This window comes from Bradyrhizobium sp. STM 3561, assembly GCF_045571455.1.
GTDB classification, from domain to species: Bacteria; Pseudomonadota; Alphaproteobacteria; order Rhizobiales; family Xanthobacteraceae; genus Bradyrhizobium; species Bradyrhizobium vignae.
In genome coordinates, this window is sequence record NZ_CP120695.1 from 7,016,522 (window position 1) to 7,029,993 (window position 13,472).

Consider the following 13,472-nt stretch of genomic DNA (forward strand, 5'->3'; position numbering starts at 1 on the left):
CATCAGCTTTCGGGTGGACGTCAGCACGGCCGGCATGGCAAGTGCGATGGAAGTGTTTCGACGCAATGGTGTGGCAATGGCCGCTCGACCAACCAAGACATCTGCAAGCTTCGGTCTCGACCGCTTGACGACGCCGATCGGGATAGCGCTGCTCGTCACCGATGCTGCTGGTGTCTTGCGCGCGCTCGACTGGGAGGATTACGAGCACCGTATGCGCGGGCTGTTGCGCCTGCATTACGGCGCGGTGGATCTGAGTGATCATGCTGCGCCTGCGGGTATGCGGACGGCGTTGTCTGGATATTTCGAAGGCGAACTCGGTCAGCTCTCGAAGATCGCGTGGCGCACCGCCGGCACGCCATTCCAGCAAAAGGTCTGGACCGCGCTCGCGCAAATCCCCGCTGGCACAACGCTGAGCTACGGTGCACTCGCCGCAAAGATCGGCACGCCCAAAGCGATTCGTGCCGTCGGCCATGCCAACGGCTCCAATCCGATCAGCGTGGTGCTGCCCTGCCATCGCCTGATCGGTGCAGATGGCTCGCTGGTGAAGTATGGCGGCGGGCTGGCGCGCAAGCGCTGGCTGCTGCGGCATGAGGGGGTGGAGGCTTAGGACCCTGTCGTTCCGGAGCGCCCACCGGGGCGAATCCGGAACCTCGAGATTCTCAGGTACGCAATTGCGCACCATAGTTCGATGCTCGGCATCGCCCCGGAATGACGAGCGCTTCACGCCGCCGGCTGCACCGCCTTGTCGCCGGCCATCACATGGGTCAGCGCGCTCTTGATCGCAGCCTGCCGCGTCGGCGCGTTGATCTGCGCGCCCAGGAGGTCCGTGACGTAGAACACGTCGCGGGCGCGCTCGCCGAAGGTCGCGACATGCGCTGAGGCGATGTTGAGATTGAGCTTGGAGATCGCGGTGGTCAGCTCGTAGAGCAGGCCGGGCCGGTCGAGGCCGGAGACCTCGATCACGGTGTAGCGATCGGACCATTGGTTGTTGATCGTCACTTCCGGCTCGATCACGAAGGGCCTTGCCTTGCTGCGCACGGTGCGCCGCGCCACGGCTTCGGGCAGGCGCAGCTTGCCTTCCAGCACGTCCTCGATCATCTCGCCGATGCGCGTGGCGCGCCGTCCCTCGTCCTCGTCGCGGTCGTATTCCCTGGAGATCGAGATCGTGTCGAGCGCGCGGCCGTCAGTCGTGGTGTAGATCTGGGCGTCCACGATGTTGGCGCCGGCTGAGGCACAGGCGCCTGCGATGATCGACAGCAGCCAGGGATGGTCGGCTGCGAAGATCGTCAGTTCGGTGACGCCGCGCACCTCGTCGAAGCCGACGTTGATCGCGAGCTTGTGGCCGGCCTGCTCGCTGGAGCGGACGAACCGGGCATGGCGTATCTTGCGCGGCAGTTCGACCTTGAGCCAGTAGGCCGGATAGTGCCGGCTGATATAGGCATCGAGCTCGTCGGCGGGCCATTCGGCGAAGGCCATGCGGAACTCGGCGTAGGCGGCAGCGAGACGCTTTCCGCGATCGACCTCCGAGAAGCCGCCGGTGAGCACCGGCTCGGTTTCATAATAAAGCGAGCGCAGCAGCTGCGCCTTCCAGCCGTTCCAGACGCCGGGACCGACGCCGCGGATGTCGGCCGTGGTCAGGATGGTCAGCAGCTTCATCTGTTCGACCGACTGCACCACGGCGGCGAAATTCTCGATCGTCTTGCGGTCGGAGAGGTCGCGCGACTGCGCGACCGTGGACATCGTCAAATGCTCTTCGATCAGCCATGCCACGAGCTCGGTATCGGCTTGGCTGAAGCCGAGCCGCGGGCAGAGCCGCCGCGCCACCTTGGCGCCGGCGATGGAGTGATCCTCCGGCCGGCCCTTGGCGACGTCGTGCAGCAGCGTTGCGATGTAGATCACGGGCCGGTGCTCGGGCCGGGTCTTGCGCATGAGGTCGCTGGCGAGCGCGAACTCCTCGATGCCGCCGCGCTCGATGTCCTGCAGGAAGCCGATGCAGCGGATCAGGTGCTCGTCGACGGTGTAGTGATGATACATGTTGAACTGCATCATCGAGACGATCTTGCCGAAGGCGCGGATGAAATGCCCGAGCACGCCGGTCTCGTTCATCCGCCGCAGCACGATCTCCGCATTCTCGGAGGTCAGGATCTCCATGAACAGCCGGTTGGCCTCGGGATTTTCGCGCAAGCCCGCGTTGATCAGGCCGAGCGAGCGCGTCACGTCGCGCATCGCATCCGGGTGGAAGGCGAGGTTGTTCTTCTGCGCGAGGCGGAAGATGCGGATCAGATTGACCGGATCGTGCTTGAAGACGTCGGGTGCGGCGACGTTGATGCGGTTGTTGTCGACGATGAAGTCGTCGCTGTCAGGGACACGCCGCTTCACCGCGGTCGGTCGCAACCGCGCCATCATCCGGCTCAGCACGGGGGCGGGCTTGGCCTGCTGGTCCTCGAGCTTGGCGCAAAGGATGGCGGTGAGATTGCCGACTTCCTTGGCGACCAGGAAGTAGTGCTTCATGAATCGCTCGACGTCCTGCATGCCGGGATGCGAGGTGTAGCCGAGCCGCACCGCGATCTCTCGCTGGAGGTCGAAGGAGAGGCGCTCTTCGGCGCGGTTGCAGTAGAAATGCAGATTGCAGCGGACCGACCAGAGGAAATCGGCGCAGCGGCGGAAGCTGCGATATTCCTGCGCGTCGAACACGCCGCGCCCGACCAGCTCGTGGGTATCGCGCACGCGATAGACGTATTTGGCGATCCAGAACAGCGTGTGCAGGTCGCGCAAGGCCCCCTTGCCGTCCTTGACGTTGGGCTCGACCAGGTAGCGCGACTGGCCGCCGCGGCGGTGCCGCTCCTCGCGCTCGGCAAGCTTTGCGGTGACGAATTCCGACGCGGTGCCCTGCACCACTTCCTTGTCGAAGCGCTCGACCAGCTCGTCATAGAGCGGCTTGTCGCCGGTGAGGAAGCGCGTCTCCAGGATCGCAGTGCGGATCGTCATGTCGCCGCGCGCCTGCCGGATCGATTCGTCGACCGAACGGGTGGCGTGACCGACCTTCAACCCCATGTCCCAGAGGCAATAGAGAATGGCTTCGGCGACCTGCTCGCCCCAGGCGGTCTGCTTGTAGGGCAGGATGAAGAGCAGATCGATGTCCGATTCCGGCGCCATCAGGCCGCGGCCATAGCCGCCGGTCGCCACCACCGCCATGCGCTCGGCGCCGCTCGGGATCGGCGAGCGGTAGAGATGACGGGTCGCAGCCGAATACAGGATGCGGATGATCTCGTCCTGCACGTGGCACAGCCGTTCGGCGCAGCGGCGACCGTGACGGTCCTTCAAGAGGATCGCCTGGGCTGCGGCGCGCGCCGCAATCAGCTCGGCCTTGAGCAATTGCGCCATCGCCGTGCGGAACGCGTCCTCGCGGCCCTCATGTTTTTCGGCGAGCGCATCGACCGCGGCGGTGATCCGCGCGGTGTCGAAGCGGTCATCCGTCTCTGGCTTCTTTTCAATCGCGACGCTGTCCATGTCTCACCCGATATAAGAGGCGAGAGGCGCTGTCACCCGCCATTCTCTGGCATAGGCGTTCCATGCTGGAAAGCCGCGGGTTTGCGCAAACCTGTTCTCGGGCCGCGCGCTTGCAGGGGCGGATTTTCTCGTTGACCTCTAGCTATAACTCATTGAAAAACAATGAAGTTTTTCAGGAGGGCCGAGCATGGCTGGGATTGCACGACGTATTCTTCTGACGGGAGCTGTGGCGCTCGCATTGACCCCCGCGGCCAAGGCGGCAGACCCGATCAAGGAGATCCGCATCGACTGGGCGACCTACAATCCGGTGTCGCTGGTCCTGAAGCAGAAGGGGCTCCTGGAGAAAGAGTTCGCCAAGGACGGTATCACGGTCACCTGGGTGCAGTCGGCCGGCTCCAACAAGGCGCTTGAGTTCCTCAACGCCGGCTCGATCGACTTCGGCTCGACCGCCGGCTCGGCGGCGCTGGTCGCCCGCATCAACGGCAACCCGATCAACTCGATCTATGTCTACTCGCGTCCTGAGTGGACCGCGTTGGTGACCGGCAAGGACTCCAAGATCGCCGGCGTCGCCGACCTCAAGGGCAAGCGCGTCGCCGTGACCCGCGGCACCGATCCGCACATCTTCCTGGTGCGCGCGCTGTTAGGAGCGGGCCTCACTGAGAAGGACATTACCCCGGTGCTGCTCCAGCATGCCGACGGCAAGACCGCGCTGATCCGTGGCGACGTCGATGCCTGGGCCGGGCTCGATCCCATGATGGCGCAGGCGGAGGTCGAGGAAGGCGCAAAACTGTTCTATCGCAAGGCCGACGCCAACACCTGGGGCATCCTCAATGTGCGCGAGCAGTTCTTGAAGGACTATCCCGACATTGCACGCCGCGTCCTCGCGGTCTACGAGGAGGCGCGCAAATATTCGCTGGCGAATTACGACGAGCTGAAGAAGATCTTCATCGCGGTCACGAAACTGCCCGAGGCTGTCGTCGACAAGCAGCTCAAGGAGCGCACCGAGCTGACCCACAGCCGCATCGGCGCGCCGCAACGCGAATCGATTCTCGCCGCCGGCCTCGCTCTCCAGCAAGCCGGTGTCGTCGATGCCAAGCTCGACGTGAAGGCGACGCTGGACGCCCTGATCGACGACCAGGTCCTGCTGCCGACGAATTGATGTCGTAACCCTCCCCCTTGTGGGCCCCTTGTGGGGGAGGGTGGCTTCGCAAAGCGAAGCCGGGTGAGGGGTATCTATCCTCACGATCAGTGTTGCGAGTGGAGAGAACCCCTCATCCGGCGCGTCGCGCCACCTTCCCCACAAGGGGCCACAGAAGGAAGAGAGCAGCAGTAGCCGCGGCAATAGTAGTGTTGCATTCCCCGACCAGACGCGGTTCCTACCGGCCATGATCTCCGACGCGCCAGTTCTGCAACAAACTTCTGATAGAGCCGCGAGTGCTGCCGCGCCGTCGCTTCTGTCGCGTTGTGCGCGGCCGATGCTGGGCGTGCTGCTGCCGCTGACGCTCGCGCTCGGCTGGGAGCTCGTGGTCTGGTCCGGCTGGTCGAACGGGCGCCTGGTGCCGCCGCCCTCTCGCATCTTCACCACCATCACCGAGCTTGCCCGCTCCGGCGAGCTGGTTCACCACATCGCCGCGACGCTGTGGCGCGTCTCGCTCGGCTTCGCCTTCGGCGTGGTCGCGGGCACGCTGCTGGGCGCCATCTCCGGCTATTGGTCGCTGGCGCGGCGGCTGCTCGATCCGACCGTGCAGGCGCTGCGCGCGATCCCGTCGCTGGCCTGGGTGCCGCTGTTCATCCTCTGGCTCGGTATCTTCGAGACCTCGAAGGTCGCGCTGATCGCGATCGGCGTGTTCTTCCCGGTCTATCTCGGCGTGATGGGCGCCATCCTCTCGGTCGATCGCAAGATCGTCGAGGTCGGACGCGTCTTTCGCCTCTCCGGGTTCGCCATGATCCGCCGCATCCTGTTGCCCGCGGTGCTGCCAGCCTATGTCGTCTCGCTGCGCATCGGTCTTGGCCTCGGCTGGATGTTCGTGGTCGCGGCCGAATTGATCGGCGCCTCCGAAGGCCTCGGCTATCTCCTGCTCGACGGCCAGCAGCTCGGCAAGCCCGCGCAGATCCTGGTCGCGATCGTGATCTTCGCCATTCTCGGCAAGCTCACCGACTGGCTGATCGAGCTAGCCGCCGCGCCGTTCCTGCGCTGGCAGGACGCCTTCGGGCGGGCAAAGGGAGCTTGAGACGATGCTCGTGCTCGACCGGGTCAGCAAGACCTATCCCAACGGTGTTGAGGCGCTGGCGCGCTTCTCGGCCGAGATCAGGCTAGGCGAGATCATCGCCATCATCGGCGGCTCCGGCTGCGGCAAGTCGACATTGCTGCGCGCCATCGCCGGTCTCGATCGTGCCAGCTCGGGCGGGGTGACGCTCGATGACGAAGCGATCAGTTCACCCCATGCCAAGATCGGCATCATCTTCCAGGAGCCGCGTCTGCTGCCTTGGCTCAGCGTCGGCGACAATATCGGCTTCGGCCTTGCCGATCTGCCTGCGATCGAGCGGCGCGAGAAGGTGGCGCGCGCCCTCGAGCGCGTCGGGCTCACCGAGAAGGCGCAGGCCTGGCCGCGCGAGCTCTCCGGCGGTCAGGCGCAGCGGGTTGCGATCGCGCGGGCCCTGGTGCCGCAGCCGGAGGTGCTGCTGCTCGACGAGCCGTTCTCCGCACTCGATGCCTTCACCCGCAGGGATCTCCAGGATCATTTGCTCGACCTCTGGGCGGATACGCGGCCGACGCTCATCCTCGTCACCCATGACGTAGACGAGGCCGTGGTGCTGGCCGATCGCGTGCTGGTGATGCGGCCGCGGCCGGGCCGGCTGTTCGATCAGATCGAGATCAGTCTCGGCCGGCCACGCGATCGCAATTCTCCGCTGTTCGAGAATTTCAAGCGCAGCGTCCTGACATCACTCGACCGTTCGCTGGACCGCAACGTGCCCGACCGGGACGCAACCCAGGGTCCCGGTCAGGCCATGTGGTGGTGACAATCTCGCCCCGAGCCGGTACATCGAAAGGCGATTTTCCGGGAGAGAACAACAATGGACGCCGCCGAACTGCGCCAGATGCAGGCTCCGCTCAAGGAGCGCTACAAGGCCGATCCGAAGGCCGCGCTGATCACGTTGAAGGCCAAGGGTTCCACCGATGGCGAAGGCATCGCCTGCAAGGTCGAGACCGGCCGCGCCATCGCGATGGCTGGCCTGCACCCCGCCACCGGCGGCTCCGGCCTCGAGCTCTGCTCCGGCGACATGCTGCTGGAGGCGCTGGTTGCCTGCGCCGGCGTCACGCTGAAGTCGGTCGCGACGGCGATCGAGGTGCCGCTCAAAACAGGTAACGTCTATGCCGAGGGCGATCTCGATTTCCGCGGCACGCTCGGCGTCGACAAGGAGACCCCGGTCGGCTTCGCCGAGATCCGCCTCCGCTTCGAGGTCGACACATCAGCGCCGCAGGACAAGCTCGATCTCCTGCTCAAGCTCACCGAGCGCTATTGCGTGGTCTACCAGACCATCAAGAACGGCCCGAAGGTCTCGGCCTCGATGCAGCGGATGTGACCGCCCACCTCTCCCATAGGGAGAGGTCGCGCCCACCGGGTCGCGCCGAAGGCGCGCCCGATGGCAGGCTCCGGCGCGGGTGAGGGGCTGCGCTCCCTCGTGGGACCTGAAGCCCTCACCCGATTTGCTGCGCAAATCGACCTCTCCCTCCGGGAGAGGTGAACCGAGCCCGCGGAAAATTCCTCAACAATAATATCCCGCGCCAAATGTCCCTCGACCTCCATTTCATCCTCTTCCTGCTCCTGCGCATGGCGATTGCGGCGGCGTTCGTCGTGACGGCGTCGATTATCACGGAGCGCTCGGGACCGGTGATCGGTGCGCTGATCGCGACCCTGCCGGTCTCGGCGGGTCCCTCCTACGTCTTTCTTGCGATCGACCATGACGCCGCCTTCATCGCGCAGGGTGCACTGGCGAGCCTGCCGGTCAATGCGGCGACGATCTTCATGTGCCTCACCTATGTCGTGTTATCACAGCGGCACAATCTCGTGGTGAGTTGTGGAAGCGCCATCGCAGTGTGGATCGTGCTTGCCTCGATGATTCGCCAGTTCGACTGGTCGCTCACTGCGGGCCTCGCCGCCAATCTGATCGCATTCGGCCTCTGCATTCCGCTGCTCGCAGGCTATCGCCATGCGAAGATGCCGCTGGTGACGCGCCGCTGGTACGATATCCCGATGCGGGCTGCGCTGGTCGCGATCCTGGTCGCGATCGTGGTCTCGACCTCCGGCTGGGTCGGTCCTCGCATCAGCGGCATCATCGCGCTCTATCCGGTAGTGTTCTCCAGCATCATGCTGATCCTGCATCCGCGCATCGGCGGTCCGCCGACCGCCGCCGTGCTTGCCAACTCCGCCTGGGGTCTGCTCGGCTTCGGCATGGCGGTTGCGGTGCTGCATCTCGGCGCGGCCAATTTCGGCTCCGCGATCGGCCTCAGCCTGGGGCTTGCCACCTGCATCGTGTGGAATTTGACGCTGTGGTGGAATGGGCGAAGGAAGCGGATGGCGGCGACGACTTCGTAGGTTGGGCAAAGGCGCGCTCTTGGCGCGTCGTGCCCACCATCTCTTGCGTGGGCACGCTTCGCTTTTGCCCATCCTACGGCACCGTCACTGCTTCGGCAGTTTCGCCTTCAGGGCATAAAGCGCGTCGAGCGCCTCGCGCGGGGACATCTCGTCGGGGTGCAGCGCCTTCACGGCTTCCATCAGCAGCTCGGCCTCGCTCGGCGGCGCGGCTTCCACGGCGGCGCGTGAGGGCACCGCGAACAGCGGCAGGTCGTCCACGAGCGCTCGCGCGGTCTGGCCGCGGTCCTGCGCCTCGAGCTTGGACAGAACGGATTTGGCGCGCGTGATCACCGCGGGCGGCAGGCCGGCGAGTTTCGCCACCTGGATGCCGTAGGAGCGATCGGCCGAGCCCGGCAGCACCTCGTGCAGGAACACCACATTGCCCTGCCACTCCTTCACGCGCACCGTCGCATTGAACATGCGCGGCAGCTTGGCCGAGAGCGCGGTGAGCTCGTGATAGTGCGTTGCGAACAACGTGCGGCAGCGGTTGCTTTCATGCAGATGCTCGATCGCGGCCCAGGCGATCGAAAGGCCGTCGAAGGTCGCGGTGCCGCGGCCGATCTCGTCCAGGATGACGAGTGAGCGCTCGCCGGCCTGATTGAGGATCGCCGCGGTCTCGACCATCTCCACCATGAAGGTGGAGCGGCCACGGGCAAGATCGTCGGCGGCGCCGACGCGCGAGAACAGGCGGTCGACGATGCCGATCCGCGCACGCGTGGCCGGCACGAAGCTGCCGATCTGAGCCATCAAGGCGATCAGCGCGTTCTGGCGCAGGAAAGTCGATTTACCCGCCATGTTGGGACCGGTGAGCAGCCAGAGCTGGCCGGATTGTTGTGCGGGCGCCGGCGACAGGTCGCAGGCATTGGCGATGAACGGCTCGCCGTTGCGCTTCAGGGCCTGCTCGACCACGGGATGGCGGCCGGCCTCGATCGCGAAGGCGAGGGAGCCGTCGACTTCGGGCCGGACGTAGTTCTCGTCGACCGCCAGCTTGGCCAGCGACGTCGCGACGTCGAGCAGCGCAAAACCTTGCGCCGCCGCGCGCAGATCGTCGCTGATCGCGAGGGCCTTCGCGCAGAGCCTTTCGAAGATCTCGAGCTCGAGGTTGAGCGCGCGATCGCCGGCATTGGCGATCTTGGCTTCGATCTCGCCGAGCTCGGAGGTGGTGAAGCGCACCTGTCCTGCCAGCGTCTGGCGGTGGATGAAGGTCGCGTTCAGCGGCGCTGACATCAGCTTGTCGCCGTGCTGTGCGGTGACCTCGACGAAATAGCCGAGCACGTTGTTGTGACGGATCTTGAGACCCTTCACGCCGGTATCGTCGGCGTAGCGGGCCTGCATCGAGGCGACGACGAGGCGCGAGGCGTCGCGCAGATTTCGCGCCTCGTCGAGCGCGGGCTCATAGCCCTGGCGCACGAAGCCGCCGTCGCGCTTGATCAGCGGCAACTGCTCATCGAGCGCTGCCGCGAACTCGGCTGCCAGCGTGCGCGATGGTCGCTTCAGCGCCGCCATCACCGCTGCGACCTCCTGCGGTGGCTGATCGAGTTCGGCGAGCCGCGCCAGCGCCTGGTCGGCGGCCAAGATGCCGTCGCGGATGCCGGCGAGGTCGCGCGGTCCGCCGCGGCCGACCGAGAGTCGGGCAAGCGCGCGCGACATGTCGGGCGCGCCCCGCAAAATGCTGCGGATGTCCTCGCGCGCCGCAGAATCGGCAACGAAGACGCTGACCGCGTCGAGCCGGCGAGCGATCGCCGGTGCATCCGTCAGCGGTGCCGCGAGCCGCTGCGCGAGCAGGCGCGAACCCGCAGAGGTGACAGTGCAGTCGATGGCGTCGAGCAGTGACCCGCGGCGTTCGCCGGCGAGCGTCCGCGTCAGCTCGAGATTGGCGCGGGTGGCCGGATCGATCGCCATGGTCGCGCCCGAGGCCTCGCGCGCGGGCGGCGACAGCGGCGGATGCTTGCCGACCTGGGTGCGGTCGACATAGGTGACGGCGGCGGCCGCGGCGGTGGCCTCCAAGCGGGTGAGCTGCGCCAGCCCATCCATGGTCGCGACCGCAAAGTAGTCGCAGAGCCGCTTTTCGGCAGTGGCGCCGTCGAAGACGTCGCGGGTCAGCGGCGTCACCGCCGGCAGCTCGCGCAAGGTCTGGCCGAGCTCGATGTCATTATAGAGTGCGTCAGTGACGATCGCCTCGTTGGGGTTGATGCGCGCCAGCGTCGCCGCGAGCTCTCCGCCTGAAACCTCGGTCACCATGAATTCGGCGGTCGAGATGTCGATCCACGCGAGGCCGAAGCGGTCGCCACCGGCGGACGAACGCGCGCGCGCGATCGCGAGCAGGTAATTGTTGGCGCGCGCATCCAGCAGCGTGTCCTCGGTCAGCGTGCCCGGCGTGACCAGCCGCACCACGCCGCGGCGCACCACGCTCTTGTTGCCGCGCGCTTTTGCTGCGGCGGGATCCTCGGTCTGCTCGCACACCGCGACGCGGTGGCCGGCGCCGATGAGACGATGCAAATAATCCTCGGAGCGCTCCACCGGGACGCCACACATCGGGATGTCAGCGCCCTGGTGCTTGCCGCGCTTGGTCAGCACGATGCCGAGCGTCTTGGAGGCGATCTCGGCGTCCTCGAAGAACAGCTCGTAAAAGTCGCCCATCCGGTAGAACAGCAGGAGGCCCTGATGCGCCGCCTTGATCTCGAGATACTGTTCCATCATCGGCGTCACGCGCGCGGCGGCTTCCACCTGGGGCGCTGGCGTGGGTTCGGGTTCTGGGGCGGAGATGGGCTGTTGCAACGTCATGGGCGGGGCAACCTACAAAATTTCGCCTCCTGCTCCTATCGCTTTGGCCGGGCAGGGGAGGTTTTCCACGTTGTCCGCACCGCGGCATGCGTTGCGGGCCGCAGCCCCCTGCAAATCGCACGCGAAACCGTCAATTGACCTGCCGCGGGCGCCCTCCTAAAACTCCGTCGACATTGAAGAATTTGGCCGGACCGCGGCAGCCAGGGAGAACAACGATGCGTGACGTCTTTATCTGCGATGCGGTGCGGACCCCGATCGGCCGCTTCGGCGGCTCGCTCGCCAAGGTGCGCGCCGATGATCTCGCCGCAGCCCCGATCAAGACGCTGATGGCCAAGCATCCGAATCTCGATTGGGCGCAGGTGGATGAAGTCTTCTTCGGCTGCGCCAATCAGGCCGGCGAGGACAACCGCAACGTCGCGCGTATGGCGCTGCTGCTGGCAGGTCTGCCGGACTCGGTTCCCGGTCAGACCCTGAACCGGCTCTGCGCCTCCGGCCTCGATGCCGTCGGTGCCGCGGGCCGCGCCATTCGCGCCGGCGAGATCGAACTTGCGATTGCCGGCGGCGTCGAGTCGATGACCCGCGCGCCTTTCGTGATGGGCAAGGCGCAGGAGGCCTTCTCGCGCTCGGCCGAGATCTTCGATACCACGATCGGCTGGCGCTTCATCAATCCGCTGCTCAAGGCGCAGTACGGCGTCGACGCGATGCCGGAGACCGGCGAGAACGTCGCCGAGGAATTCCAGGTTTCGCGCGCCGACCAGGATGCCTTCGCCATCCGCTCGCAGCAGCGTGCCGGCGCCGCGATTGCGGCGGGTTATTTCGCGGAAGAGATCACGCCCATCACGATTCCTGGCGGCAAAGCCGGTCCGATCACGGTCGACAAGGACGAACATCCTCGCCCTGAGACCACGCTCGAGGGTCTCGCCAAGTTGAAGCCGATCGTTCGCAATCCCGGCACAGTCACCGCCGGCAACGCCTCCGGCGTCAATGACGGCGCCGCTGCGATGATCCTGGCTTCGGAAGCTGCGGTGAAGAAGCACGGCCTCACGCCGCGGGCGCGCATCCTCGGCCTGGCCTCTGCCGGCGTGCCGCCGCGCATCATGGGCATTGGTCCCGTGCCGGCGACCCGGAAGTTGATGGAGCGTCTCGGCAAGAAGATCAGCGATTTCGACCTGATCGAGCTAAACGAAGCTTTCGCCTCGCAGGGCATCGCGTGCCTGCGCCAGCTTGGCGTCAAGGAGGATGCCGATTTCGTCAATCCGCATGGCGGCGCCATCGCGCTCGGCCATCCGCTCGGCATGAGCGGCGCCCGGCTCGCGCTCACCGCCGTGCACGGCATGGAGAAGCGCGGCGGCAAGCTCGCGCTCGCAACCATGTGCGTCGGCGTCGGCCAGGGTGTGGCCGTTGCGATCGAAAAGCTGAACTGACGGTCCACGCAGTGGACCGTCATCCCGGGGCGGTGCACTTGCACCGAACCCGGGATCTCGAGATTCCGGGTTCGATGCTCCGCATCGCCCCGGAATGACGGCGTTTTTTGTCGCTTCAAGGACCGTCCCATGATCATCGAGCGCGAGCAGGACGTCACGGCCGCAGCCTTGGCGGTGATGGAGCGGACATCCGATCCGCGGCTGCGCCAGATCATGGTCTCCCTGGTCAAGCATTTGCACGCCTTCGTACGCGACGTTCGCCTGACCGAGAAGGAATTCCGCGATGCCACGGCGATCGTGGCCGAGCTCGGCAAGCTGACCACCGACACGCACAACGAAGTCGTGCTGATGGCGGGGTCGCTCGGCGTCTCCTCGCTGGTGTGCCTGCTCAACAATGGCGATCAGGGCAATGCGGAGACCGATCAATCATTGCTCGGGCCGTTCTGGCGGTTGAATTCGCCCCGGGTCGAGAATGGCGGATCGATCGTGCGCTCGGAGACACCGGGGGCCACGCTGTTCGTCAGCGGGCGCGTCGTCGACAGGGACGGCGAGCCCGTCGCCGGGGCCGAGGTCGATGTCTGGCATGCTTCGCCGGTCGGCCTTTACGAGAACCAAGACCCCGAGCAGGCCGACATGAACCTGCGCGGCAAGTTCACGACTGATTCCGACGGGCGCTTCGCCTTCCGCTCGGTGATGATGGTCGGCTATCCCATCCCGACTGATGGCGTGGTCGGCCGTCTGCTCGAGGCGCAGGGCCGCCACCCCTATCGTCCCGCCCATCTGCACGCCCTGATTTTCAAGCCAGGATTCAAGGTGCTGATCTCGCAGGTCTACGACCCTGCCGATCCCCATATCGACAGCGACGTGCAATTCGGCGTGACACAGGCGCTGATCGGCAAATTCGTGCGCCACGCGACGCCGCATCCGACTGCGAAGGACGTCTCCGTGCCCTGGTATTCGCTCGACCATACCTACCGGCTCGAGGCCGGGGAGGCCGTACTTCCGCGCGCGCCGATCAGGTAAGAGCCGCCGGCTGCAGGCGCGGGGACGCCGCCAAACCGGCTTCCCCAAATTAGTTATATCCTATAATGATTGGCGGAAGCGTTGACCGGCCAGA

At 65.8% G+C, this 13,472-nt stretch carries 10 protein-coding genes; 8 read left to right on the forward strand and 2 right to left on the reverse strand.

The annotated features are described in order from the left end of the window. Window positions 1-76: 76 nt before the first annotated feature. Complete coding sequence (locus P6U28_RS33280) at window positions 77-607, forward strand: methylated-DNA--[protein]-cysteine S-methyltransferase (RefSeq protein ID WP_122406997.1); 531 nt, start codon at window positions 77-79, stop codon at window positions 605-607. 113 nt (window positions 608-720) lie between these two features. Here the strand turns inward: P6U28_RS33280 and P6U28_RS33285 are convergent, their stop codons facing one another. Next, window positions 721-3,510: a [protein-PII] uridylyltransferase gene (locus P6U28_RS33285; RefSeq protein WP_122406237.1), complete on the reverse strand. Its 2,790-nt coding sequence runs from the start codon at window positions 3,508-3,510 to the stop codon at window positions 721-723. Window positions 3,511-3,697: 187 nt separating this feature from the next. Between P6U28_RS33285 and P6U28_RS33290 the strand changes: the two genes are divergently transcribed. The 5 genes from P6U28_RS33290 to P6U28_RS33310 all read left to right on the forward strand — a co-directional run bounded on the left by P6U28_RS33290 (window position 3,698) and on the right by P6U28_RS33310 (window position 8,108). Next, complete coding sequence (locus P6U28_RS33290; protein ID WP_407120537.1) at window positions 3,698-4,669, forward strand: aliphatic sulfonate ABC transporter substrate-binding protein; 972 nt, start codon at window positions 3,698-3,700, stop codon at window positions 4,667-4,669. Between the two features lie 226 nt (window positions 4,670-4,895). Then, the gene (locus P6U28_RS33295; RefSeq protein WP_407120538.1) at window positions 4,896-5,741 is read left to right on the forward strand and encodes an ABC transporter permease; all 846 of its coding nucleotides are present in this window, start codon (window positions 4,896-4,898) and stop codon (window positions 5,739-5,741) included. A 4-nt stretch (window positions 5,742-5,745) separates the two neighbouring features. Next, window positions 5,746-6,531 (forward strand): ABC transporter ATP-binding protein, encoded by a 786-nt coding sequence (locus tag P6U28_RS33300; RefSeq protein WP_122406234.1) that lies wholly within the window; start codon window positions 5,746-5,748, stop codon window positions 6,529-6,531. Between the two features lie 54 nt (window positions 6,532-6,585). Continuing rightward, window positions 6,586-7,095, forward strand: a complete 510-nt coding sequence (locus P6U28_RS33305; RefSeq protein ID WP_407120539.1) for an OsmC family protein — start codon at window positions 6,586-6,588, stop codon at window positions 7,093-7,095. Between the two features lie 206 nt (window positions 7,096-7,301). Then, a complete protein-coding gene (locus P6U28_RS33310; RefSeq protein ID WP_407120540.1) occupies window positions 7,302-8,108 on the forward strand; it encodes a hypothetical protein in 807 nt (268 codons plus the stop codon). An 84-nt stretch (window positions 8,109-8,192) separates the two neighbouring features. Here the strand turns inward: P6U28_RS33310 and mutS are convergent, their stop codons facing one another. Beyond that, entirely contained in the window at window positions 8,193-10,931 is a 2,739-nt protein-coding gene (gene mutS / locus P6U28_RS33315; protein ID WP_407120541.1) for a DNA mismatch repair protein MutS, read from the reverse strand. A 215-nt stretch (window positions 10,932-11,146) separates the two neighbouring features. On the opposite strand from mutS, the gene pcaF reads away from it, so the two are divergent. Then, window positions 11,147-12,355, forward strand: a complete 1,209-nt coding sequence (pcaF, locus tag P6U28_RS33320; RefSeq protein ID WP_407120542.1) for a 3-oxoadipyl-CoA thiolase — start codon at window positions 11,147-11,149, stop codon at window positions 12,353-12,355. A gap of 129 nt (window positions 12,356-12,484) precedes the next feature. Continuing rightward, window positions 12,485-13,378 carry a dioxygenase gene (locus P6U28_RS33325; RefSeq protein ID WP_407120543.1) on the forward strand — a complete coding sequence of 298 codons (894 nt, stop codon included), beginning with the start codon at window positions 12,485-12,487 and terminating at the stop codon, window positions 13,376-13,378. Window positions 13,379-13,472: the final 94 nt, after the last annotated feature.

Bases quoted from the DNA above. Each gene is read 5' to 3' on its own strand.
- P6U28_RS33280 (WP_122406997.1), top strand. From the start codon at position 77: ATGGCCGCTCGACCAACCAAGACATCTGCAAGCTTCGGTCTCGACCGC.
- P6U28_RS33285 (WP_122406237.1), bottom strand. From the start codon at position 3,510: ATGGACAGCGTCGCGATTGAAAAGAAGCCAGAGACGGATGACCGCTTC.
- P6U28_RS33290 (WP_407120537.1), top strand. From the start codon at position 3,698: ATGGCTGGGATTGCACGACGTATTCTTCTGACGGGAGCTGTGGCGCTC.
- P6U28_RS33295 (WP_407120538.1), top strand. From the start codon at position 4,896: ATGATCTCCGACGCGCCAGTTCTGCAACAAACTTCTGATAGAGCCGCG.
- P6U28_RS33300 (WP_122406234.1), top strand. From the start codon at position 5,746: ATGCTCGTGCTCGACCGGGTCAGCAAGACCTATCCCAACGGTGTTGAG.
- P6U28_RS33305 (WP_407120539.1), top strand. From the start codon at position 6,586: ATGGACGCCGCCGAACTGCGCCAGATGCAGGCTCCGCTCAAGGAGCGC.
- P6U28_RS33310 (WP_407120540.1), top strand. From the start codon at position 7,302: ATGTCCCTCGACCTCCATTTCATCCTCTTCCTGCTCCTGCGCATGGCG.
- mutS (WP_407120541.1), bottom strand. From the start codon at position 10,931: ATGACGTTGCAACAGCCCATCTCCGCCCCAGAACCCGAACCCACGCCA.
- pcaF (WP_407120542.1), top strand. From the start codon at position 11,147: ATGCGTGACGTCTTTATCTGCGATGCGGTGCGGACCCCGATCGGCCGC.
- P6U28_RS33325 (WP_407120543.1), top strand. From the start codon at position 12,485: ATGATCATCGAGCGCGAGCAGGACGTCACGGCCGCAGCCTTGGCGGTG.